This is a genomic window from Dysosmobacter segnis (genome assembly GCF_014297285.1).
Classification (GTDB): domain Bacteria; phylum Bacillota; class Clostridia; order Oscillospirales; family Oscillospiraceae; genus Oscillibacter; species Oscillibacter segnis.
This window is the reverse complement of sequence record NZ_JACOQI010000004.1, coordinates 1-20,632: the sequence shown is the minus strand read 5'-3', so window position 1 is coordinate 20,632 and position 20,632 is coordinate 1. Positions and strand designations below refer to the sequence as shown.

General features: G+C 58.8%; 16 protein-coding genes. 6 read left to right on the top strand and 10 right to left on the bottom strand.

What is annotated here, in order from left to right; genetic code table 11:
• Positions 1 to 47 precede the first annotated feature (47 nt).
• A complete protein-coding gene (locus H8Z83_RS05755) occupies positions 48 to 1,073 on the top strand; it encodes a LacI family DNA-binding transcriptional regulator (protein ID WP_187014182.1) in 1,026 nt (341 codons plus the stop codon).
• A 96-nt stretch (positions 1,074 to 1,169) separates the two neighbouring features.
• Positions 1,170 to 2,357, top strand: a complete 1,188-nt coding sequence (locus tag H8Z83_RS05750; protein WP_187014181.1) for an MFS transporter — start codon at positions 1,170 to 1,172, stop codon at positions 2,355 to 2,357.
• Positions 2,358 to 2,620: 263 nt separating this feature from the next.
• On the opposite strand, the gene H8Z83_RS05745 is transcribed toward H8Z83_RS05750, so the two are convergent.
• The 5 genes from H8Z83_RS05745 to H8Z83_RS05725 all read right to left on the bottom strand — a co-directional run bounded on the left by H8Z83_RS05745 (position 2,621) and on the right by H8Z83_RS05725 (position 8,686).
• On the bottom strand, positions 2,621 to 3,916 hold the full coding sequence (locus tag H8Z83_RS05745) for a cation:proton antiporter (RefSeq protein WP_187014180.1): 1,296 nt from the start codon (positions 3,914 to 3,916) through the stop codon (positions 2,621 to 2,623).
• A gap of 360 nt (positions 3,917 to 4,276) precedes the next feature.
• Positions 4,277 to 5,791 carry a 2,3-bisphosphoglycerate-independent phosphoglycerate mutase gene (gpmI, locus tag H8Z83_RS05740; RefSeq protein ID WP_187014179.1) on the bottom strand — a complete coding sequence of 505 codons (1,515 nt, stop codon included), beginning with the start codon at positions 5,789 to 5,791 and terminating at the stop codon, positions 4,277 to 4,279.
• A 52-nt stretch (positions 5,792 to 5,843) separates the two neighbouring features.
• Positions 5,844 to 6,617, bottom strand: coding sequence for a triose-phosphate isomerase (tpiA, locus tag H8Z83_RS05735; protein ID WP_187014178.1), 774 nt, complete (start codon positions 6,615 to 6,617; stop codon positions 5,844 to 5,846).
• Positions 6,618 to 6,887: 270 nt separating this feature from the next.
• Complete coding sequence (locus H8Z83_RS05730; RefSeq protein ID WP_187014177.1) at positions 6,888 to 8,156, bottom strand: phosphoglycerate kinase; 1,269 nt, start codon at positions 8,154 to 8,156, stop codon at positions 6,888 to 6,890.
• Positions 8,157 to 8,191: 35 nt separating this feature from the next.
• Positions 8,192 to 8,686, bottom strand: a complete 495-nt coding sequence (locus H8Z83_RS05725) for a TrmH family RNA methyltransferase (protein ID WP_187014176.1) — start codon at positions 8,684 to 8,686, stop codon at positions 8,192 to 8,194.
• 331 nt (positions 8,687 to 9,017) lie between these two features.
• On the opposite strand from H8Z83_RS05725, the gene H8Z83_RS05720 reads away from it, so the two are divergent.
• The 4 genes from H8Z83_RS05720 (at position 9,018) to mfd (ending at position 14,839) form a co-directional block, all read left to right on the top strand.
• Positions 9,018 to 9,503, top strand: a complete 486-nt coding sequence (locus tag H8Z83_RS05720) for a hypothetical protein (RefSeq protein ID WP_187014175.1) — start codon at positions 9,018 to 9,020, stop codon at positions 9,501 to 9,503.
• Positions 9,504 to 9,553: 50 nt separating this feature from the next.
• The gene (locus H8Z83_RS05715) at positions 9,554 to 10,513 is read left to right on the top strand and encodes a ribose-phosphate pyrophosphokinase (RefSeq protein ID WP_187014174.1); all 960 of its coding nucleotides are present in this window, start codon (positions 9,554 to 9,556) and stop codon (positions 10,511 to 10,513) included.
• Positions 10,514 to 10,622: 109 nt separating this feature from the next.
• The gene (gene pth, locus H8Z83_RS05710) at positions 10,623 to 11,213 is read left to right on the top strand and encodes an aminoacyl-tRNA hydrolase (protein ID WP_187014173.1); all 591 of its coding nucleotides are present in this window, start codon (positions 10,623 to 10,625) and stop codon (positions 11,211 to 11,213) included.
• Between the two features lie 110 nt (positions 11,214 to 11,323).
• Positions 11,324 to 14,839, top strand: coding sequence for a transcription-repair coupling factor (mfd, locus tag H8Z83_RS05705; protein WP_187014172.1), 3,516 nt, complete (start codon positions 11,324 to 11,326; stop codon positions 14,837 to 14,839).
• 122 nt (positions 14,840 to 14,961) lie between these two features.
• Here the strand turns inward: mfd and guaA are convergent, their stop codons facing one another.
• The 5 genes from guaA to H8Z83_RS19390 form a co-directional block, all read right to left on the bottom strand.
• Positions 14,962 to 15,942: a glutamine-hydrolyzing GMP synthase gene (guaA, locus tag H8Z83_RS05700; protein ID WP_187014171.1), complete on the bottom strand. Its 981-nt coding sequence runs from the start codon at positions 15,940 to 15,942 to the stop codon at positions 14,962 to 14,964.
• Positions 15,943 to 16,038: 96 nt separating this feature from the next.
• Positions 16,039 to 16,617, bottom strand: a complete 579-nt coding sequence (locus H8Z83_RS05695; RefSeq protein ID WP_187014170.1) for a xanthine phosphoribosyltransferase — start codon at positions 16,615 to 16,617, stop codon at positions 16,039 to 16,041.
• A 209-nt stretch (positions 16,618 to 16,826) separates the two neighbouring features.
• On the bottom strand, positions 16,827 to 17,645 hold the full coding sequence (locus H8Z83_RS05690) for an Mrp/NBP35 family ATP-binding protein (protein WP_187014169.1): 819 nt from the start codon (positions 17,643 to 17,645) through the stop codon (positions 16,827 to 16,829).
• A 293-nt stretch (positions 17,646 to 17,938) separates the two neighbouring features.
• Positions 17,939 to 20,197 carry an ATP-binding protein gene (locus tag H8Z83_RS05685; RefSeq protein WP_187014168.1) on the bottom strand — a complete coding sequence of 753 codons (2,259 nt, stop codon included), beginning with the start codon at positions 20,195 to 20,197 and terminating at the stop codon, positions 17,939 to 17,941.
• Between the two features lie 82 nt (positions 20,198 to 20,279).
• A partial coding sequence (locus tag H8Z83_RS19390; RefSeq protein ID WP_207732003.1) for a hypothetical protein occupies positions 20,280 to 20,632 on the bottom strand: 353 nt, incomplete at its 5' end.

The window sequence follows — 20,632 nt, the reverse complement described above, 5'->3', positions numbered from 1 at the left end:
AAAATCTGCTACTGTATGCGCGTTGACATAGGACGGAGGAACCAACCATGCGGACCACCATTAAAATGATTGCGGAGCGGGCCGGTGTATCCATCGGCACAGTAGACCGGGTGCTCCATGACCGGCCTTATGTAAAGGCGGAAGTCCGGGAGCGGGTCCTGCGCGTGATGGAGGAACTGGACTATCATCCCAACCGGATGGCCAGCGCCCTGGCCACCAGCGGTACGCCCCGGAAGCTGGCGCTGGTGCAGCCGGAATGGGAAGAGGGCTTTGTGCGGGATGAGATGGATGCCGGTACAGCCCGCTTTCTGGAGGAATACAGAGATTACAATGTGTCGCTGGACATCCGGAACTACCCGTCGGGGGACGAGGCGGAATGTCTGCGTTTGCTGAATGAGGCAGTGGAAAACGGCGCACAGGCCGTCGCGCTGTGTGCTTCCGGCACCGAGGAGATCCGGCGGGCGCTGGAACGGCTGTCAGAGCGGGGGATCCCGGTGGCGACCTTTAACTCCGACGTGCCTGGTGGACGGCGGATCTGCTATGTGGGCGAGGACGGCCATCGGGCCGGACGGGTGGCCGGAGAGATCGCATCCTGCTTCCTGAGCCGTGGTGATGCGTTTCTGGTCATCTATGCCGATCCGAAATATACGGCGCATAAGGCCCGTGTGGACGGGTTTCTGGAGCGGCTGGCGGAGCGGGGGATCCCGGAGGAAAACGGTGTGATCGCCGCCACCCACCGGGATTACCGGAAAACGGCGGAAACGGTGGAAAGTGCATTGGCGGCGCATCCAAATTTGCGGATGGTGTATATGGCGAACCCCAGCGTCCCGGCCTGCGCGGAAGTTCTCCGGAGCCGGGGCCTGGCAGAAAAGGTCCACATCCTTTCCCACGACTGCGGCCCGGAGATCCAGGAGCTGCTGAAAAGCGGCGAGGTGGATTTTACTATCGGGCAGGATCTGGCGTATCAGCCTTATCAGGCGCTGTCTGTGCTTTTTGAGGCCCTGATGGGACAGCGGCCTGACCGGGATACCTATGTGACCGCTTGCCCCATTCTCAATTCGGAGAGTATTTGACGGTAAATATGGAAAGAAACGGGGGACTGCGGTCCTCCGCTGTTTCCGGGCAAAACTGTGTACGCACACATATAAACACATAGTAAGGAGCGCATGATGAAAAAGCATCGTTTACCGGCGGCTGTGCTGGCACTGGCCGCTTTGGGCTTTACCCTGGGCACCTGTGAATTTGTGATCGTGGGTATCCTGCCGGATATTGCGGCGGGGCTGAACGTATCTCTGGCCGCCGTGGGGCGGTTGGTCAGCGTATTTGCCGCCTGCTATGCGGTAGGAACGCCGCTGCTCACGGCCCTGACCGGACGGATGGACCGCTTCCGCCTGCTGATAGGGCTGATGCTTCTGTTTCTGGGTGTGAATGTCCTGAGTATGCTGGCTCCAGGCGTGACGGTGCTGTATGCATCCCGTGTAGTGGCGGCGCTGGTGTCCGGGACCCTCACCGCAGTGGCTATGCTGTATGCGAAGGAGGTTTCTTCCCCGGAGCAGACGGCCCGGGCCATTTCCGCCGTGTACGCGGGCTTTTCCGTGGCGGCGGTGGCGGGGGTGCCCATCGGTACAGCGGTGTGCCACGCTCTTGGCTGGCGGGCCACCTTTGGCGTGATCCTGGCAATGGGACTGGTGCTGCTGCCGGTGCTGGCCCGACTGCTACCCAGAAAGATTGAGCTTCCCGCGGCAGAGGGCAGCTTTCTGCGCCAGTTCGCAGTGCTGCGGGACAGTCGCTGCTGGCACTGTGTTTTGATGGTGCTGTTCAGCGCTTCCGCTACCTATACGGTCTACACCTATCTGACACCGACGCTGACCGGTACGCTGGGTCTGCCGGAGACGGCGGTCAGTCCGGCCCTGCTGGTGATGGGCCTTTGCAGTGCCGCCAGCAATTTGTTTTCCGGACGCCTTGCGGAAAAAGGGGGCCTGAAGCCCCTGCCGGTGTTCTTTGCCGCGCAGGTTCTGCTGTTTGCCGTGCTGCCTCTGCTGCTGGTGAACCGGTGGCTGGGATTGACAGGGCTGTTTGCCATGGGCCTGCTGATGTATCTGCTGAATACGCCGGTGCAGGTCCATTCTCTGGGATTGGCAGAGGCGGAATACCCGGCGGCAGCCAGCCTCTGCGCGTCGGTGCAGCCGGTGTCCTATAACTTTGGCATCGCCGCAGGCTCCTTTGCGGGCAGTCTGGTGCAGGATGCTTGGGGACCGCGACTGTTAGGCGTTCCGGCGGCGGTATTCGCTCTGCTGAGCCTGTGGCAGTGCAGAGGATTGCTGCGGTCCATTCAGCGCAGGAAAACCCGCCGGTAAGCACAGACAACAGAACAGATAGGAAAACAACACCATCCGAATGGATGGTGTTGTTGAGACTGTCAATAAAGTGGTAAATCCTCCGCAACGGTAAGGAAGGGTGTGCGCGGGAAACCCAAGAAGGGTGTCTCGCGCCATTAAAATCCTAAGTTTCCAGAACTTTTATAAAGTTCTGGAAACTTGCTCAGCGGGGCGAAAAAATTTTTTCGACACGCTGAACAACACCATCCATCCGGATGGTGTTGTTTTTTTGGACAGATACTTTACGCCCGGCTCCGCTTGGCGGAGCGTACCCGAGCCGGACGGCGCTGGCAGACCTCGGCGGACAGAGGCTGGATGTCCCCGGCGGCCATCAGGGCCTGCCGTGTCAGAAGAGGACCGACCATTTCATAGATCAGCACAGAGAAGAGGGTGATGTTGCGGATCAATCCGCCCTGCTCTCCAAGCTGCATAGCGGTTGTGCACATTCCCAGCGCTACACCTGCCTGAGGCAGCAGGGTGATCCCCAGATATTTACAGATCTCCGGTCCGCATTTCATATATTTGGAGCTGGCAAAGGCACCGATATATTTGCCGGCAGAGCGGAACAGGATGTAGACCAGACCAATGCACACGATGGCCCAATCCGTAAAGACGCCCAACTCCAACTCCGCGCCGCTGATGACGAAGAACAGCGCAAAAAGGGGAGAGGTCCATTTGTCTGCGGCTTTCATCAAATCGGCAGACTGGGGGCAGAGATTGCAGAACACCGTTCCCAGCATCATGCATACCAGAAGAGAGGAAAAACTAATAGTCACCGGCCCAAGGGTAATGTGCGACATGGACAGGGCCACCGTCAGAAAAACGAGGGAAATGGTCATGTTCAGGCGGTTTGTGTTGGAATGAAAGAGGACCTCCAGCTTGGTCAGCAGCCAGCCTGCGGCGGCACCCAATGCCAGAGACGCGACGATCTCCAGCAAGGGGTTGAGCAGAATGGAGATCAGATCCAACTCGCCGCTGACCAGCGCTTTGGAAATGCCGAAGCTGACCGCAAACACGATCAGACCCACTGCGTCATCCAGTGCGACGATGGGCAGAAGGAGATTGGTCACCGGACCCTTTGCTTTATACTGGCGCACCACCATCAGCGTGGCGGCCGGCGCAGTAGCCGTCGCAATGGCGCCCAGGGTGATCGCCTGAGCCGCGGACAGCTTTTCCGGCAGCAGCATGTGGACCGTCAGCAGTGCGGCGTCCACCAGCAGGGTGGCGGTCAAGGCCTGGACAACGCCGATGACGGCAGCCTGGTTGCCCGTGGATTTCAGGTCCTCCAGACGGAACTCATTTCCGATGGAAAAGGCGATGAAGCCCAGCGCGACCTCGGAGACCAGTTGCAGACTGCTTACCGCATCGGCTGAGACCAGCCCCAGACCGGTAATATGCATACTCCCCAGAACATAGGGGCCGATCAGCACACCGGCCACCAGATACGCAGTTACGTCCGGCAATCGCCACAGATTGAATACGCGCGTCATCAGAAGTCCCGCCAGAGCCGCGATGGAAACAGATAAGAGTGTAGACATGTGAATGAATCCTTCTCTCCTGCATTTGATTGCATCAGTATACACCTTGGCTTTTATAAAATCAATGCAAACGTTTGCAATATTTACAAAATCTTTATGTGGAATTTTTCGACTGTTTATGCGCGTATATCGATCATTGAAAAATAATTTTGTAAATAAAAGACAAAAATAACGATAACGTTTGCGCTTTGAAGACAGCCTCGGACTTTGGCATTTTCACACGAGGGCAAAGTAAAAAAGAGAAGCCCCATGGAATGGGGCTTCTTTGGATCATATGCGGTTGTGGCTGCATTTAGGTACGGCTTACGTTCAGCCCTTGCGAGGGAAGCCAGCCGTCCTATGGCGGGAGGTTTTAACGGATCATTTCACGATCAGGGTCTGACCGTCCATTTCCTCCGGCGCGGCAAGGCCCATCACATCCAGAATGGTGGGGGCAATGTCCGCCAGACGGCCCTGACGCAGCTCCGAGCCGGCGCCGCAGAGGATGAAGGGCACCAGATCGGTGGTGTGGGCGGTCATGGGAGAGCCGTCCTCCTGGGTCATGGTTTCGGCGTTGCCGTGGTCGGCGGTGATCATGGCGATGCCGCCCATTTTCATGGTGGCGTCCACCACCTTGCCCACGCACTCATCCACGGTCTCCACGGCCTTCACCGCCGCGTCAAAGACACCGGTGTGACCCACCATGTCGCAGTTGGCGAAGTTCAGGATAATGACATCATACGCACCGGATTCGATCCGCTCCACGCACTTGTCGCACACCTCGTAGGCGCTCATCTCCGGCTGGAGATCGTAGGTTGCCACCTTGGGAGAGGGCACCAGCACCCGGTCCTCGCCGGGGAACTGGGTCTCCACGCCGCCGTTGAAGAAGAAGGTCACATGGGCATACTTCTCCGTTTCCGCGATGCGGAGCTGGGTCAGTCCCAGATTGCTGAGATACTCACCCAGACCATTGCGGACGGCCTGACGGGGGTAGGCCACCTCCACATTGGGCATGGTAGCGTCATACTCCGTGGTGCAGACGAAGGTCACGGGGAAATACTGGCGGGTGAAGCCGTCGAACTTCGGGTCCACAAGGGTCCGGGTGATCTCACGGGCCCGGTCAGGGCGATAGTTGAAGAAGATCACACTGTCATTATCGGAGATGGTGCCGTCCCCATCACAGATCACCGGCTCGATGAACTCGTCGGTGACGCCGGCGGCGTAGGCATCCTTCACCGCTGCCACGGGCAGGGGATTGACGTGGGCGCTCTCACCGTAGACCATGGCGTCATAGGCGGCTTCCACACGGTCCCAGCGCTTGTCGCGGTCCATGGCGTAGTAACGGCCCATGAGGGTTGCGATCTTACCCACGCCCAGCTCCCGGCACTTCTCCACCGTCCGGGTCACATAGTCCGCGCCGGAGGTGGGGGAAACGTCCCGTCCATCCAGAAATGCGTGGATGTAGACCCGCTCAAGGCCACGGTCCTTTGCCATCTGCATCAGGGCGAAGAGGTGGTCGATGTGGGAGTGGACACCGCCGTCGCTGAGCAGACCCATGAGGTGAAGGGCAGAGCGCTTTTCCTTGCAGGCGTCCATGGCGTGAACATAGGCGGGATTCTGGAAGAAATCTCCGTCATCAATGGATTTGCTGATCCGGGGCAGGTCCTGAAACACCACCCGGCCTGCGCCGATGTTGGTGTGGCCCACCTCACTGTTGCCCATCTGGCCTGCAGGCAGACCTACATCCAGACCGGAGGCGGACAGCTCTGTATGGGCATACTCCTGAAAGAACTGATCCAGACGAGGGGTGTTGGCGGCGGCAACGGCGTTGCCCTCCGTCTCGGTCCGGAGACCGAATCCGTCCATAATGATGAGTGTGGTCGGTGTTTTGTTCATAGAAACCTCATTTCGCATAAAGGGGGGGACTGTGTCCCCCCGCTTTTCCGCATTATTCCTGATTGGCCGCGTTGATGATGTCCACGAACTGCTCGGGCTTCAGAGCAGCACCGCCGATGAGGCCGCCATCGATATCGGGCTGGGCCAGCAGCTCAGCAGCGTTCTTGGGGTTCATGCTGCCGCCGTACTGAATGGTGACGCTGCGGGCCACGCGGGCACCGTACAGGCCACGGATGGCAGCACGGATGTTGGAGCAGACCTCACCGGCCTGCTCGGCAGTGGCGGTCTTGCCGGTGCCGATGGCCCAGATGGGCTCATAGGCGATGATGCAGCGGCGCAGTTTCTCAGCAGGGACACCGTTCAGAGCGCTCTTGACCTGCAGAGCGATCCACTCGTTGGTGATGCCGGTTTCGCGCTGCTCCAGGCTCTCGCCCACGCAGATGATGGGGTTCATGCCGGCGTTCAGCACAGCGTGGACCTTCTTGTTGACAGTCTGGTCAGTCTCGCAGAAATACTGACGGCGCTCGCTGTGACCCACGATGACGTACTTCACGCCCAGATCCTTCAGCATATCGGCGGAAACCTCGCCGGTGTAAGCGCCCTTCTCCTCAAAGTAGACGTTCTCAGCACCCACGGAGATCCGCAGATCCTTGAAAGCCTTCATAGCGGTGGAAATATTGCAGGCGGGGACACAGATCAGGGTGTCGCACCACTTGGCGCGGGGCATGATCTTCTTCAGGTCCTCAGCGAATTTCTTGGTCTCGGTGGCGGTCATGTTCATCTTCCAGTTGCCGGCGATGACAGTCTTACGGTATCTGCGGTTCATAACTCTTTTTTCTCCTTTTGTATCTTTGATAACGATGATCGGACCGTTTCGGAGGGCCGTCAGGGCGGTCCGAAAAAGGCTCGACAATAAAACTTATTATTTTATAGCGAAAACGAGGGGATTTGTCAAGTATTTTTGAAAAATTCGACTGTTTTTGCGAAAAAATCGTATGGAAAGCGGCAGAATGCTCTGCCGCTTTGTGGGATCGAACTATGTGGAGATCCTGATTTTGCCGGACAGCGATAGCGGGCAAAGCCCGCTGCGCTGCAATTATTTATCCAGCAGGCAGGCCACGCCGGGAAGCTCCTTGCCCTCCATGAATTCCAGGGAAGCACCGCCACCGGTGGAGATGTGGGTCATCTTGTCAGCATAGCCCAGCTGCTCCACAGCCGCAGCAGAGTCGCCGCCGCCGATGATGGTGATGGCGGAGGTCTTGCTGAGAGCCTCGGCCACAGCCTTGGTGCCCACAGCAAAGGCGGGGAACTCAAACACGCCCATAGGACCGTTCCAGATAACGGTACCGGCATCGGCCACAGCGTCGCAGTACAGCTTCACGGTTTCGGGGCCAATGTCCAGACCCTGCCAGCCGGCGGGGATCTCACCGGACTTGACTACCTTGCTGTTGGCGTCGGGAGAGAAGGCGTCTGCGATCACGGTGTCCACCGGCAGCAGCAGCTTTACGCCCTTGGCCTTGGCCTTTTCCAGCATTTCCAGAGAATAGGCTTCCCAGTCGGATTCCAGCAGGCTGTCGCCCACCTGACCGCCCTGAGCGGCAGAGAAGGTGTAGGCCATGCCGCCGCCGATGATGATGGTGTCGGCGATCTCCAGCAGATTGTTGATGACGCCAATCTTGGAGGAGACCTTGCTGCCGCCAAGGATAGCCACCAGAGGCCGCTTGGGGTTAGCCAGAGTGCCGCCGATGACTTCCAGCTCCTTCTCAATCAGGAAGCCGGAGACGGCGGGGAGATAAGCCGCCACGCCGGCGGTGGAGGCGTGAGCCCGGTGGACGGCGCCGAAAGCGTCGGACACGTAGACCTCGGCCATGGAAGCCAGCTTTTGTGCGAAGGCGGGATCGTTCTTGGTCTCGCCCTTTTCAAAGCGGGTGTTTTCCAGCAGCAGGACCTGACCGGGCTGCAGGGCCGCAGCCTTAGTCTGGGCATCCTCACCCACAACGTCGCTGGCGAAGATAACTTCCTGTCCCAGCAGCTCTGCCAGACGGGCGGCTACGGGAGCCAGGGTCAGCTTCTTCTGCTCCTTGCTCCAGGCAGCCTCGGTGAGTTCTGCGGGATCCTTACCCTTTTCTGTCTGCTTTTTGACCCATTTGTCAAAATCCGGCTGGGGCTTTCCCAGGTGAGAGCAGGCAATCACCGCCGCGCCCTGATCCAGCAGATACCGAATGGTGGGCAGAGCGGCCACGATGCGCTTGTCACTGGTGATGGCACCGGTCTTTTTGTCCTGAGGGACATTGAAATCGCAGCGGAGAAGGACCTTCTTGCCCTTCACGTCGATGTCGCGGACGGTCTTTTTCTGGTAATTCATAAGCAAACTCCTATACGATCGTTGATTTGCAGTGATTAAGGGGTTTTCGCCATTTCCCCCACACCCAGCAGGCCGGGGAAATCATTTTGCCGCAGCGCCTCGTACACGCATACGGCCACCGTGTTGCTGAGGTTCAGGCTCCGGGCCTCGTCGATCATGGGCAGACGGATGCAGCGGTCCCGGAAACGCTCTCGGAGATCCAAGGGAAGTCCGGCGGTCTCTTTGCCGAAGAAGATCCAGCTATTCGGGGAGAACCGGGCTTCCTGATAGGACCGGGGGGCTTTTGTGGTGGTCAGCCAGCAGTCCTGCGCGGCCTCCGGATGCTTTTCAAAAAAGTCATCCAGATTTTCGTAGTCAAAGACCTCCACCAGATGCCAGTAGTCCAGTCCCGCCCGCCTGACAGCCCGCTCGGAGATGTCAAAGCCCAGCGGCCGGATCAGATGCAGACGGCTGCCGGTGGCGGCGCAGGTGCGGGCGATATTGCCGCAATTCTGAGGGATCTCAGGCTCCACTAATACGATATTCAGCACAGATATTCCCTCCTTTTGGCTCGAATGGATACTATTGTAATCCTTTACCGATAGAAATTCAACTGTTTTGTGGTGAATTTTGCGATTCTTAGGGCGGTTGAATGGTTTGCGCGGGGGGAGTGGGTATGTATTCTCAAAAAATTGAGGTTTTTTAGTTAATTTGCTGGATTTCCGGTGTCTTTGATAAATTCAAACAGAAAAGGACGAAAGATTTGGAGGAAATTACCTTGAACTTTTTCCGGGAAGGGGTGGATTTCCATAAAAAGTTTGGTATAATGACAGTGATAAGATTCCGGTCGCCATGCGGCCTGACGGACAGGAGGGACTTACCATGGATCACACGTGTCGTGCTGTGTTTATTCTGGAAGAGGATCACTCTATTCCTGCAGGTCACAAACCGCTGATGCTGGAAGCCATATTGCACCGCCCAATCATGGAGCGGGCCGTTGTGCAATGTTTGGCGGATGGCGTTCAGCGGTTTTTTGTTGTCTGCTCGCCCCGCTTTGCTGATGAGGCGGCTGCCTGCTTCCCGGAGGGAACGGATGTTGTGATCTCTGAGCAGCATGCCGAGCTTCTGGATTTTCTGGACAATGACGAGAGCACTTTGGTGCTCTGCCGCGCGGCTCTGCCTATGGCTCAGGCCGGCCCCGGCTTTGCCTATTCCGCACCGGGACGGGAGCTGCGGGCAGTCTGGAAGGACAAGATGACCAACGCCGTATCCGGCGCTTCGCTGGTGTCCGGCTGGCTGCCGATCTTCGGACCGGAGACCATCGCTGAACTGGAACCGGTTTTGGCGAAGATGGAACAAGAATCGTAATTTTGAAATTTTGAACATATAAAATATACAGAAAAGAGAGGAAAATTCCTATGATTTCTCACGGGAAGGACATCAAAGTTTTCTGCGGTAACGCAAACCAGCCTCTGGCGGCTGAGATCTGCCAGATGATGGGCACCAAGCTGGGTGAATCTGAGGTCAAGAGCTTCGCTGACGGCGAGGTCTCCGTCTCCCTGTACGAAACTGTCCGCGGCAGCGATGTGTTCGTGGTCCAGTCCACCTGCAAGCCTGTCAATGACAACCTGATGGAGCTGCTGGTGATGATCGACGCGCTGCGCCGCGCTTCTGCCGGCCGCATCACCGCCGTCATTCCCTATTTCGGCTATGCCCGTCAGGACCGCAAGGCCAAGGCCCGCGATCCCATCTCTGCCAAGCTGGTGGCCAACATGATCACCGCTGCCGGCGCTGACCGTGTGCTGACCATGGACCTCCACGCCTCCCAGATTCAGGGCTTCTTCGACATCCCCGTGGATAACCTGCTGGGCAACCCCGTCTTTGTGGATTATTATGCCAAGAAGTTCGGCGACAAGTGCGAGGATATGATGGTGGTCTCTCCCGACGTTGGCTCTGTGGCCCGCGCCCGCGCCTTCGCGCAGAAGCTGCACATGCAGCTGGCTATCGTGGACAAGCGCCGCCAGAAGGCCAACCAGTGCGAGGTCATGAATGTCATTGGCGACGTGAAGGGCAAGGACTGCATCCTCTTTGATGACATGGTGGATACCGCGGGCTCTCTGTGCAACGCTGCCAAGGCCATCGTGGAAGTGGGCGGTGCCAACAAGGTCTACGCCTGCGCCAGCCACGGCGTCCTCTCCGGTCCTGCCATTGACCGTCTGGAGTCCAGCAACATTGAGGAGCTGGCTCTGCTGGATACCATTCCCGCCCATCCCGAAGCGGTCCGGGCACGGATCAAGTATCTGTCCGTGGCTTCCATGTTCTCTGAGGCCATCGAGCGTACCTATCAGGAGGTCTCCATCTCCAAGCTGTTCCGGTAACGATCCGGCCCAAAACCAGCGCATTGAGTGTAATATAAAAAACGGGGAAGCAGACTTGCTTCCCCGTTTCCTTTGGTATATGATACAAGCAAACAAGGAGGAATTCCCTATGATCTTTGAAAAATCCGGCGGGGCGGTGGACTGGCTCATCGTGGGCCTGGGCAACCCCGGCCAGAAATACGAGCACACCCGTCACAACATGGGCTTTCTGACGGTAGACCTGTTGGCGGAGCAGCTGAACGTGAAGCTTAATAAAGTGAAATTCAAGTCTGCCTACAACATCGTCCGCTTCGGCGGGCAGAAGTGTCTGGTGATGAAGCCGCAGACTTATATGAATCTTTCCGGTGAGGCTGTCCGTGAGGCGGTGCAGTTCTATAAGATCCCTGCCGATCATGTGCTGGTGATCTATGACGACGTGTCCCTCCCTGTGGGCAAGCTGCGGGTGCGGCCCACCGGCTCCGCCGGCGGACACAACGGTATCAAGAATATCATCGCCCATCTGGGGACGCAGGAGTTTCCCCGCATCAAGATCGGCACAGGCGCCCCATCCGGCGGCGGTGCGGAGATGATCGACTGGGTCATCGGCGTGCCCTCTCAGGCGGAGCGGAAGATTCTGGTGGAGAGTTTTGAAAACGCCGTCAAGGCGGCGGAGGATATCATCGAAAACGGCTGTCAAAAGGCCATGAACGATTATAACTGACCGGCCTGACGGGCATATAATAGCATAGGAAAACAGCAGCACACCCCGGCCACCAGGGCCGGAGTGCGCCCATTTGCGCGTAAAGCATGACTTTTGTCAGGAGGTGTCGGATGGACGCGTTTCTGAAAACTCTACAAACGCTGCCGGAAGTGGCTGAGCTGGTGAGCCGGGTGGAAAACGGCGGATGCCCCGCTGTCCTCACCGGCACCCAGCCAGTACAGCGGGCCTGCGTCGGCGCGGCGGTGGCCGCCGGAGCCGGACGGCCCATGGTGTTTCTCTGTGCCGACGAGCGGGAGGCCCGTCAACTGGCGGGTGATCTGCAAAGTCTGACCGGTGAGATGCCGGTGACGCTGCTGGCGAGAGAATGGCAGTTCCGGCCCAACGCCGTTTCCTCCCGGGAGTGGGAGCGGAGCCGCTTGGCAGCGCTGCACCAGATGGCGGCGGGCAATGCGCCGGTAGTGGTTGCCACGGTGGACGCCCTCTTGGCCCGGACCATGCCGCCCCATCGGTTGGCAGAGCTGTCCATGACACTGGAGACAGGCGGCCGGGCGGACCTGAAGGAACTGACGGACCGCTTGTTACAGGCGGGGTATAGCCGCTGCGATCAGGTGGAGGGCGTGGGCCAGTTCGCTCTGCGGGGCGGTATTCTGGATGTGTTCTCCCCCCTGATGGAGCAGCCGGTGCGGTGCGAGTTTTTCGACGATGAGATCGATTCTCTGGGACTGTTCGACCCCGGCACCCAGCGGAGGACGGAAAACGTCTCCTCTGCGCTGCTGCTGCCGGCGGCGGAGGTGCTGCCGGGGCTGGCCCCCGGCGGGCTTACCCATCTGGCGGAGCAGATCGAAAAGCTGGCCGTCAAGTACGCTAAGAAAGAAAACGGAGAGAAGATCGCCCAGACCCTCCGGGGAGACGCGGAGCGTTTCCGCAGCGGCGCGGAGGTCAACGGCCTGGACCGCTATCTGAGCCTGATCTACCCGGACGCCGCCGGAGGCGCGGACTACCTGCCGCCGGACGCCGTGGTGTTCCTCTGCGAAGGAGGGCGCGTTGAACAGCGGGTGAAAACCGTGCTGCTTCAGCTCCATCAGGACACGGAGGCCCTTATGGAGGCCGGTCTGATGGTGGGGGACGCGGCGGAGGTCTGTCTTTCCGGAGAGGCGCTGTTCGCGCAGTTGGCGGATTTTCCGGTGGTGATGCTGGACGCGCTGCCCACCTCCCGGCACCCCCTGAAGCCCCGCGGCCTGCTGGCCATCAACGCCCGGCAGCTCAGCTCCTACGGCGGCAGTCTGGAGACCGCCGTCACGGACTTGGAGCACTACCGGAACACCGGCAGTGCTGTGCTGGTGCTCTGCGGCGGTGAGGTCCGGGCGAAGAACCTGCTGCGGCTCTTGGAGGAGCGGAGCATCCCCGCCGTACTGGATCTGAAGGGGGCCGCCATGCCGAAACCCGGCGAGCTGCGGATCACCGTGGGAGCGCTGTCCGCGGGCTGTGAGTGGCCGGCGCTGAAGCTGGCGGTGCTGACAGAGGGGCAGTTAACGGCCCCCACCCAGAAAAAGCTGAAGCTGAAAAAGGATTCCAACCGCCAAAAACTCCAATCCTACACGGATTTGTCCCCCGGCGATCTGGTGGTCCACACCCACCACGGCATCGGCCGCTTCGCGGGCATCCAGCGGATGCCGGTAGACGGCGTGGAGAAGGATTATATCAAGATCGATTACGCCGGGGGCGACTGCCTGTATGTGCCTGTGACCCAGTTGGACATGGTGAGCAAATACATCGGCGGCGGTGAGGATCAGGAGCGGACCCGGCTCAATAAGCTGGGCGGAACGGAGTGGGCCAAGCAGAAAACCAAGGCCCGGAAAGCCGCCAAGGATCTGGCAGCGGGGTTGACCAAGCTGTACGCCGAGCGGCAGTGCCGCCCCGGCTTTGCCTTCTCGCCGGATTCCCCGTGGCAGACGGAGTTTGAAGAGGCCTTCCCCTACGCCGAGACCGGGGACCAATTACAGGCCATTGCCGACATCAAAAAGGACATGGAAAAGCCCCGGCCCATGGATCGCCTCCTTTGCGGCGATGTGGGCTACGGCAAGACGGAGGTGGCGCTCCGGGCCATTATGAAATGCGTCCTGGACGGCAAGCAGGCGGCAATTTTGGTGCCCACCACCGTTCTGGCCCAGCAGCACTACGCCACCGCCTGCGGCCGGTTCAAGGACTTCCCGGTGAAGATCGAGGTCCTTTCCCGATTCACCACCGCCAAGGAGCAGAAACGCATTTTGGAGGCTGCCCGCACCGGCGGTCTGGACCTGCTGATCGGCACTCACAAGCTCTTGCAGAAAAATATGGAGTTCAAGGATCTGGGGCTGCTGGTCATCGACGAGGAGCAGCGCTTCGGCGTGACCCACAAGGAGCGGCTCAAGGAGATGAGCCGTCAGGTGGATGTGCTGACCCTGTCTGCCACCCCCATCCCCCGGACGCTGAATATGGCCCTCTCCGGTCTGCGGGATATGTCTACCATTGAGGAGCCGCCAGCCGACCGTCAGCCGGTGCAGACTTATGTGCTGGAGCATGACTGGGGGATCCTGGAGGACGCCATGCGGAAGGAATTGGCCCGGGGCGGTCAGATCTACTACCTACACAACCGGGTGGAGACCATTGACCTCACTGCCTCCCGCATCCAGAAGCTGCTGGGGCCGGAGGTCCGGGTGGCAGTGGGCCACGGCAAGATGGGCGAGCAGGAACTGTCCGCCGTCATGCAGGCCATGGTGGACGGAGAGGCGGATGTGTTGGTCTGCACCACCATCATTGAAACCGGCATCGACATTCCCAACGTCAATACCCTCATCATGGAGGATGCCGACCGGTTGGGCCTTGCCCAGCTCCACCAGATCCGGGGACGGATCGGACGCAGCACCCGCCGGGCTTACGCCTACCTCACCTACCGGCAGGGGAAGATCTTGCAGGAGACCGCCGCGAAACGGCTGGCGGCCATCCGGGAGTACGTGGAATTCGGCTCCGGCTTTAAGATCGCCATGCGGGATCTGGAGATCCGGGGCGCGGGCAATCTGCTGGGGCCAGAGCAGTCCGGCTACCTGATGAGCGTGGGCTATGACCTGTATCTGAAGCTGCTGGAGGAGGCGGTTTTGGAGGAACGGGGCGAGGAAAAGAAAATCGAGACGGAATGTGCCGCCGACCTGACCCTGAATGCCAATATCCCGGAACGGTATGTGACCTCCCCGGAGCAGCGGATGGATCTCTACCGCCGCATTGCGGCTATCCGCACCAACGATGACGCCTCCGACCTGATGGACGAGATGATTGACCGGTACGGCGAGCCGCCGAAGCCGGTGCTGGCACTGCTGGATGTGGCGCTGCTGCGCGCCGCCGCCGCCAAGGCCGGGGTGTCCGACATCACTCAGAAGAAGGACGCGCTGCGCTTCACATTGGCGGTGTTCCGCCCGGAGGCGCTGGTGCATGTGTGCGGATTGACAAAGTACAAATTCCGCCTGACCCTCTCTGCCGGGGAGACGCCTATGCTGACGCTGAAGCTGAAGCCCGGCGCCAACGTGCTGGACACGGCTTTGGAACTGGTGGAGGATCTGAAGCTGGCAACACAGGCGCTGGAGAAAGCGTAAAGTTCTGCTTTGCCGGATGGTGCGGTTGCCCAAAAGAAATAGTGAACAAAAAAGAGCTATCTGATCTCACCTGAGACCAGATAGCTCTTGATTCTTAATGATTCGGCTTTTTGAGGAGTGGCTTATTCCCATTCGATGGTGCCGGTGGGCTTGGGAGTCAGATCCCACAGAACACGGTTGACGCCGGAGACCTCGTGAGTGATGCGGTCCACGATGTGCTGCATCATGCCAAAGTCCAGCTGGGCCACCTCGGCGGTGACGGCATCCACGGTGTTGACGGCCCGGATGATAACCGGCCAGTCGAAGGAACGCTTGCCGTCGATGATGCCGGTGGACTTGATGTCGGGCACTACGGTGAAGTACTGCCAGACCTTGCCCTCCAGACCGTTCTTGGCGAATTCCTCACGGAGGATGGCGTCGGATTCCCGAACGGCCTCCAGACGGTCACGGGTGATGGCGCCGATGCAGCGGACGCCCAGACCGGGGCCGGGGAAGGGCTGACGGTAGACCATGTTGTCGGGTAGCCCCAGCGCCTTGCCTACCACACGGACCTCGTCCTTGTAGAGCAGCTTCACCGGCTCCACCAGCTCAAACTGCAGATCCTCGGGCAGGCCGCCTACGTTGTGGTGGGACTTGATGCCGTCGGATTCCAGAATGTCGGGGTAAATGGTGCCCTGAGCCAGGAAGGAGATGCCCTCCAGCTTCTGAGCCTCCTCAGCGAAAACGTCGATGAACTCCTTGCCGATGATCTTGCGCTTCTGCTCTGGGTCGGAAATGCCGGCCAGCTTGTCCAGGAAGCGATCCACAGCGTCCACATAGATGAGGTTGGCGTCCATCTGGTTCTGGAACACCTCGATGACCTGCTCAGGCTCGCCCTTGCGGAGCAGACCGTGGTTCACGTGAACGCAGATGAGCTGCTTGCCGATGGCTTTGATGAGCAGAGCGGCGACTACGGAGCTGTCCACACCGCCGGAGAGGGCCAGCAGGACTTTCTTATCACCGATCTGCTGACGCAGTTCTGCGAGCTGCTGGTCGATAAAGCTCTCTGCCAGAGCGGGGGTGGTGATGCGCTCCATGGTTGCGGGACGAACATTGCTTGACATGGTAGGTTCCTCCTTGTATTTTGAATTGAATAGATTCTGTTGAAAAAGGGGAGGCAGCGTCATGATGCGCCGCCTCCCGCGGAATGGTGAGGACGATCAGTCGTCGTCCCGGAACACAATGTTGCCGGGCTCAGCGGATTCAATAATGGCCAGAGACTTCAGGTTGACGCCGGCAGCGCGCAGACGGTCACCGCCGCCCTGAAAGCCCTTTTCCACGGCGCAGCCGATACCCATCAGGGTGGCGCCGGCGGCGGTCACGATGTCACACAGGCCGCGCATAGCTTCACCGTTAGCCATGAAGTCATCAATGATGAGGACCTTATCGTCAGAGGAGAGCCACTCCTTGCTTACCAGCAGGGTGACCTTCTTCTTGTAGGTATAAGAGTAGATGTCGCTCTGATAGAGGCCGCCCTCGATGTTGTCGCTCTTGGCCTTCTTGGCAAAAATCATGGGCTTATGGAAATAGGTGGCCACAGCGGTGGCCAGAGCAATGCCGCTGGCTTCTGCCGTGAGGACCATGGTGACCTCGTCCATATTAAAATACTTGCCGAATTCCTCAGCGATCCGGGTCAGCAGTCCGGTGTCGATGCGGTGGTTCAGGAAACCGTCCACCTTGATGATATTGCCGGGCAGAACCTTGCCCTCTTTTACGATCCGCTCCTTCAGCTCCTGCATTTGGTGCTCCTCCTTTGTGCTTTCTATTTATATAATCGTTTTTTTTAAGTAGAGACTGCCTTTATTATCCCGGATTTCTACTGCTTTTGCAACTGCTTTTCCACACAAAAACTATTGCCGGGAAGTTGGTGACTTTGTGAAAATGCGTGCCGTAAACGGACAAAAAGCCGTGAAAAGCCGCACCGTGGAAAAACACGGCGCGGCTTCCCTTATTTTTCAGCCAGATGGTCAGCGACGGTCTTGAGCCAATCACCCTGGAAATCCTCGATACTGCCGGCGTCCGTCAGGGATGCCAGAACGGGATCGATGGGCATTTCCGCCAGAAGAGGCAGGTTGTGCGCGGCAGCGGCTTGAGCCGTTTTGCCCTCGCCGAAGAGGTAGATCTTCTTGCCGCAGTCCGGGCAGGCCACATAGCTCATGTTTTCCACCAGACCCACGATGGGGACATTCATCATCTCCGCCATCTTGACAGCCTTTTCTACCACCATGCCCACCAAATCTTGGGGGGAGGCCACGATGATGATGCCGTCCAGAGGGATGGACTGGAACACGGACAGGGACACGTCGCCGGTTCCGGGAGGCATATCCACGAACAGATAGTCGCAGTTCCACAGAACATCCGTCCAGAACTGCTGGACCACGCCGGAAATGACGGGACCGCGCCAGATCACGGGGTCGGTCTCGTTCTCCAGCAGGAGGTTGATGGACATGACCTGAATACCGGTCTTGGATTCCGAGGGGATTAGGGCGTTTTCCGTGCCCATGGCCCGGTCATGGATGCCGAAGGCCTTGGGGATGGAGGGGCCGGTGATATCAGCGTCCAGAATACCGACCTGATAGCCACGGCGGCGCATGGTAACAGCCAACTGGCTGGTGACCATGGACTTGCCTACACCGCCCTTACCGGATACGATACCATAGACCTTGCCCACATGGGCGTCGGCATGGTGGGCCTTCAGCAGGGACTGAGGCTCCCGGGAAGCACAGCTCTCCCCGCAGCTGGAGCAGTCGTGCGTACATTCACTCATAAGCTTGAATCTCCTTTTTCTATTTCAAATCTCACTATAAATAATAGTATGACCGGGATGATCAGAACTATCTTATACCCATTCCGGTCAGTTCGTCAACACCTTGATCATAAATGAGAGCGTCGATAAAGCGGTAAATTCACTGCAACGGTAAGGAAGGGTGTGTGCGGGAAACCCAAGAAGGGTGTCCTGCGCCATTGAAATCCCAAGTTTTCAAAACTTTTATAAAGCTCTGAAAGCTTGTTCAGTGAGGCGAAAAGACTTTTTCGACACGCTGAATAAATAACCGGTCATCACAGACGCTGAACGGCCACTTCCGGGTCTCTGGCAAAGAAATCGGCCTCCCGGCTGTGGCAGGTGAACAGGAGGATCTGCCGATGGGCTGCTGCCTGCTTCAGCCACCGGAGGGCGGTGGCGCAGCGCTCGTCGTCGAAATTAGTGAGAGCGTCATCCAGAATAATGGGGATGGATTTCTCCGGCGGCAGCACCAGCTCGCAGATGGCCAGCCGAGCGGAGAGGTAGAGCTGATCTGCGGCCCCGGCGGACAAAAGCTGGATGTCCCGGTCAATGGGGTCCCCGGCGGGGCGGGCAGTGAGGTGAAAGCTCCGGTCTAGAGCGGCGGCGGTGTAGCGTCCCTCGGTCAGCTCATGGAAGATCTCCGTCGTCCGGCGGCTGAGCTGGGGGGAAAATCGGTTTTGCAGGACGGTATTGGCACCGGCCAAAGTGTCCATGGCCAGACGCAGGGCGTCATATTCCTCCTGAAGCTGACCGGTCTGGCTTTGCAGAGATTCGGCGGAAGCCCGCAGCCCGTCAGGATCCCCCATAGCGTGAAGCTGACCGGTCAGGCGGTCGGTGGCGGAACGGGCGGCGGCCAACTGGACCTGCGCCTGTGCCAGCGCATCCGCGACGGTTTCCCGACTGCGAAGAGGAGGAGTTGATTCCATATCACAGCTGTCCGGGATGCCTTGCTGAACCAGAAGATCCAGACGGACCTGAGCTTCTCTGGCGGCGGTCTGGGCCTCGGACAGTGCCTTGCGGCGCTGGGCGGCCTGCCGCAGGACCTGATCGGCGGTGGGGATGTCAAAGGCGGCGGGGGCAAAGCGCCGGACCTCCAACAAAATTGCCTGTTCGTTGGTGGTCAGGGTATTGTAGTAAGCGTCGGCGGTGGCGGATTTGGTGTTCAGGTCCGCCTGCGCGGCGTCCCGGACCTCCACGGCGGCGGTATAGGCATCCGCAAAGGCAGTAATCTCGTTGGTATCCGTGGTGCCGAACCGCTTCATGAGGGCGATATTGCACAGCTTTTTTAAAGCGTGCTGTCGGTACTGGCGGGAAATATAGGTGCCGGCTGCTGCCACAACGGCTGCCGCCAGTGCGGGAAGGGCCCAGGGCACCAACTGAAAGAGGGGCAGAGAGAGGACGGACAACTGCGAGTACAGCAGGGCAAAGATGCCGCCTGCCGCCGCAAGAAACAAAAAGAAAATCGCCAGCTCTCGAAAAGCGATAGGGCCGGGGACCCGGTCGGATGAGGTGCCTTGGGCTTCCTTCCGGGCGCTCTCCGCCGTCTGACCGGCAAAGGGGCTGTCATTGACGTTCTTTTCCGCCCGGAGGAGGGCTTTCATGGCCTCGTCCCGATCAGTGCGGGCTTTCTCTACGTTCTTACGGACAGTTTCCAGATTGACGATGGCGCCCCGCAGCCGTCCGATGGTCTCCGTGTCCGGGACCCGGTCTTCCTCCAACTGCTGGGTCAGGCTATGGACCCGCTGGGCGGCGGTGTCGGCGGCATCGGTCAGCGCCGCTAATTGGCGTCGCTTTTGCGCGGCCTCCCACCGGTCATACTGGGCCAATTCATCGGAGAGGGCCTGCACATCGGACTCCAACGCCTGAGAACGTTCCAGAGCGTCTGCGAGCTGCTGCTGAAGCTGAACGGAGGAGTCCAACTGCTGCTGGACCTCCGCGAGCTCCGCCTCCAAGGCCGGGAGCTGGCCGCTCTTATTGAAACGGCGGCGGTTCAACTGCTTTTTCAAAGCGTCATAGGCCTCTGTATAAGAGGTATCCTCGTCGCCGGAGGAAATGAGGGACGCTACGCGGCGCTCCAGGCCGGCGTCCTGCGTGATGGCCAGTCCGCTTTGGCGGATGAAGGCGCTGCGCTCAAAGACCTCCCGGCTGACGCCCAGCAGCGTCTCCCCGCAATTCGTCCCGGTCAATCCATCGACAGGGGAGGCGGTGCCGGTGTAGACAGCTTGGAAGTCCGCCATAGGGGCGGTCTGCCGCCGGGTAGCCCGGGTGATGGTGAGGTCGGCACCGTCAGCGTGACATTCCAGCCGTCCGGACATGGAGCCGCCGTCCCACGGGGCGTAGCGGTTTTTGTCGGCGATGAAACCGGCCTTGTCCCGTTTACGGCTGTTGATGCCGTAGAGCATGGCGGTCAGAAAGGCACACCAGGTGGATTTTCCGGTTTCGTTGGGGGCTTCTATGATATTGAGACCGTCCTGAAGCTGCAAGGTCTCATTCCGCAGCCGCCCAAAGGCGGCGGACATACGTTGAATCAGCACAGTGATACCTCCGCAGAGCATATATAATATGGTGTCAGTATAGCATATCGGGGCTGTTTTGCACAGATTATTTTCGGCACTGTTAAGACGATAGTAAGGAATAAGAAATACTAATAATTAAAATCAAAAAAACTTGGAAAAAACCGTTGACAAACGGGGAAGTATCTGGTATTCTAACTAAGCTGTTTGACGGCGATGAAGTGAATGAGTCGGGTGCTTGAAGATCTGAAAAGATCTGAAAGAAAGATCTGAAAGAAAGATCTGAAAAAGATTTGAAAAAGTACTTGACAAATGAAACTGAGCCTGATATAATAGTGACTGTTCCGCTTGAGGGACGTGCACCTTGTAAATTAAACAACGTGAGAAAAGAAAGCACCAGCGGAGCGAGCTTTTCACGAGGCTCGCGACGAAGTTGTGGGTGAATAGGCCGTAGTC